The following is a 2,012-nucleotide window of genomic DNA, read 5'->3' on the forward strand; positions in this document are numbered from 1 at the left end:
TAATCCCTAAAGCCTAATGAAACTCCTCTGTATCAGCAACGGACATGGTGAAGATGCGATCGCATTACCCGTGCTTCAAGAATTGCGTAATCTACCAGAACCGCCAGAAATAGTCACATTGCCGATCGTGGGTGTGGGCAAGGCTTATAGTAGTAATGGTTTCGAGATCGCGGGTAAAGTTCAAACCATGCCATCGGGGGGATTTATCAATCAGGATAATCGCCAATTAGCGCGGGATCTTCAGGGGGGATTGGTAGGATTGACGATTGAGCAAATTAAGACAATTCGCGCTTGGGGACAGTCTGGAGGTAAAATTATCGCTGTTGGCGATATTGTCCCGCTATTATTTGCCTGGATGAGTGGGGCGGATTATGCTTTTATTGGGACTGCTAAATCGGAGTACTATATTCGCGATCGTCAGGGGAAAATTTTACGATCTCAGCAAGATTCGATCGAGGCTAAAACTGGCTGTTATTATTTTCCGTGGGAACGCTGGCTGTTGAGTAGAAGTAGATGTAAGGCGGTATTTCCCCGCGATAAGTTAACTACCGAAATTCTGCAACAGCAGCAAATTTCGGCTTTCGATTTGGGCAATCCAATGATGGATGGAGTTGCGACAGATCCTAGCCGATCGCTATTTTACCAGCCGCAATCGGTCAAACGCGAACTAGCACGTCCGCTAATTGTGACTTTATTACCGGGTTCTCGTCCGCCGGAAGCTGAGGCTAATTGGGAGCGAATACTTATCGCTGTCAGTAGCTTAGTTTCGGTCTTTAACCAGCGTAAAATTATCTGTCTGGCGGCAATCGTCGAGACACTCGATTTGGACATCTTACAGGGCAGTCTCAGCCGATCGGGTTGGCTGCCAGTTGTCGATCCCGATTTGGAGCTAACCGATTTTGCTATTAATTTGGACGCAATTTATTATCAGCGCGAAAATGTCACGATCGCCATTAGTACTCAAGCTTACGCACAGTTTATGCATAAAGGGGACTGCGCGATCGCGATGGCGGGTACGGCGACGGAGCAATTTATCGGTTTGGGCAAACCTGCTTTTACGATTTCTGGTGCTGGCCCTCAGTTTACCCCAGGTTTTGCCGAGGCGCAAACGCGACTACTCGGTGAGTCGGTAATTTTGGTATCTCAGCCGCAAGCTGTAGGATTAGAGATTAAGACACTATTACAGCAGCCAGATCGATTACAATCGATCGCGCAAAATGGTTTATTGAGGATGGGTAAGCAAGGTGCTGCGAAACGGATTGCTGAATGTTTGATGGCAGTCATGAGTTAATTAGGCGATCGATCTAAGCTACGATCTATATGCGATCTTGACTGTGCGAACAAATCAAAATTCGAGCGCGTCAAGTAAATCAATTATTTAGCGATCGAGTGAGTCTTTTGAAGCAGCGTTCTAACTATTGGCAACTTCTTCCCTATATTCGTCCGCACAGACTGACAATTTTGTTAGCTTTGTTGTGGATCGGAGTTTATACGGCTTTTTGGCCGATTCAGGCATGGTTGTCGGGACAAATCAGTAAATATGTGGGTACTGATGTCACGATGTTGGCTAAAGTTGCCGTAGCTGGGGGGCTGGTATATATCTTCCAAGGTATCGCCCAATATTGTATGAATACGTTGATGGCTAAGGCTGCTTTTGGCATTACATTAGATTTACGCAAACGTGCTTACAGTCATCTCCTTAGCTTGAGTGGCGATCGATTATCGCAGATACAATTGGGCGATTTATCATATCGATTAACTGAAGACATCGATAAAATCGGCGAAATCATCCATAAGATTTTTCATCAATTTATCCCGTGCGTACTCCAGCTCGTTGTGATTCTGGGATACATGGTTTGTATCAACTGGCAATTGACGTTAGCTGTATTTTTAATTGCACCAGTAATTGCTGTTTTAGTTGGCTGGTTTGGTGAGAAACTTCAGAAACAATCATTAAAGAGTCAAAACCAGATTGCCGAGCTGTCTTCACTGGTAACAGAAGATCTCAGTGG

Annotated in this window: 2 protein-coding genes; both read left to right on the top strand. The window is 45.3% G+C overall.

From position 1 onward, the window contains the following. The first annotated feature begins 16 nt into the window (after positions 1–16). Entirely contained in the window at positions 17–1,291 is a 1,275-nt protein-coding gene (locus tag Q0R35_RS12995) for a lipid-A-disaccharide synthase-related protein (RefSeq protein ID WP_295618757.1), read from the top strand. 98 nt (positions 1,292–1,389) lie between these two features. After that, positions 1,390–2,012: ABC transporter ATP-binding protein (locus Q0R35_RS13000; protein WP_295618760.1), on the top strand; the 623-nt coding region annotated here is incomplete at its 3' end.

Source organism: Chamaesiphon sp. GL140_3_metabinner_50 (assembly GCF_025361915.1).
In the GTDB taxonomy this organism is placed as follows: Bacteria; Cyanobacteriota; Cyanobacteriia; order Cyanobacteriales; family Chamaesiphonaceae; genus Chamaesiphon.

Bases quoted from the DNA above. Each gene is read 5' to 3' on its own strand.
- Q0R35_RS12995 (WP_295618757.1), top strand. From the start codon at position 17: ATGAAACTCCTCTGTATCAGCAACGGACATGGTGAAGATGCGATCGCA.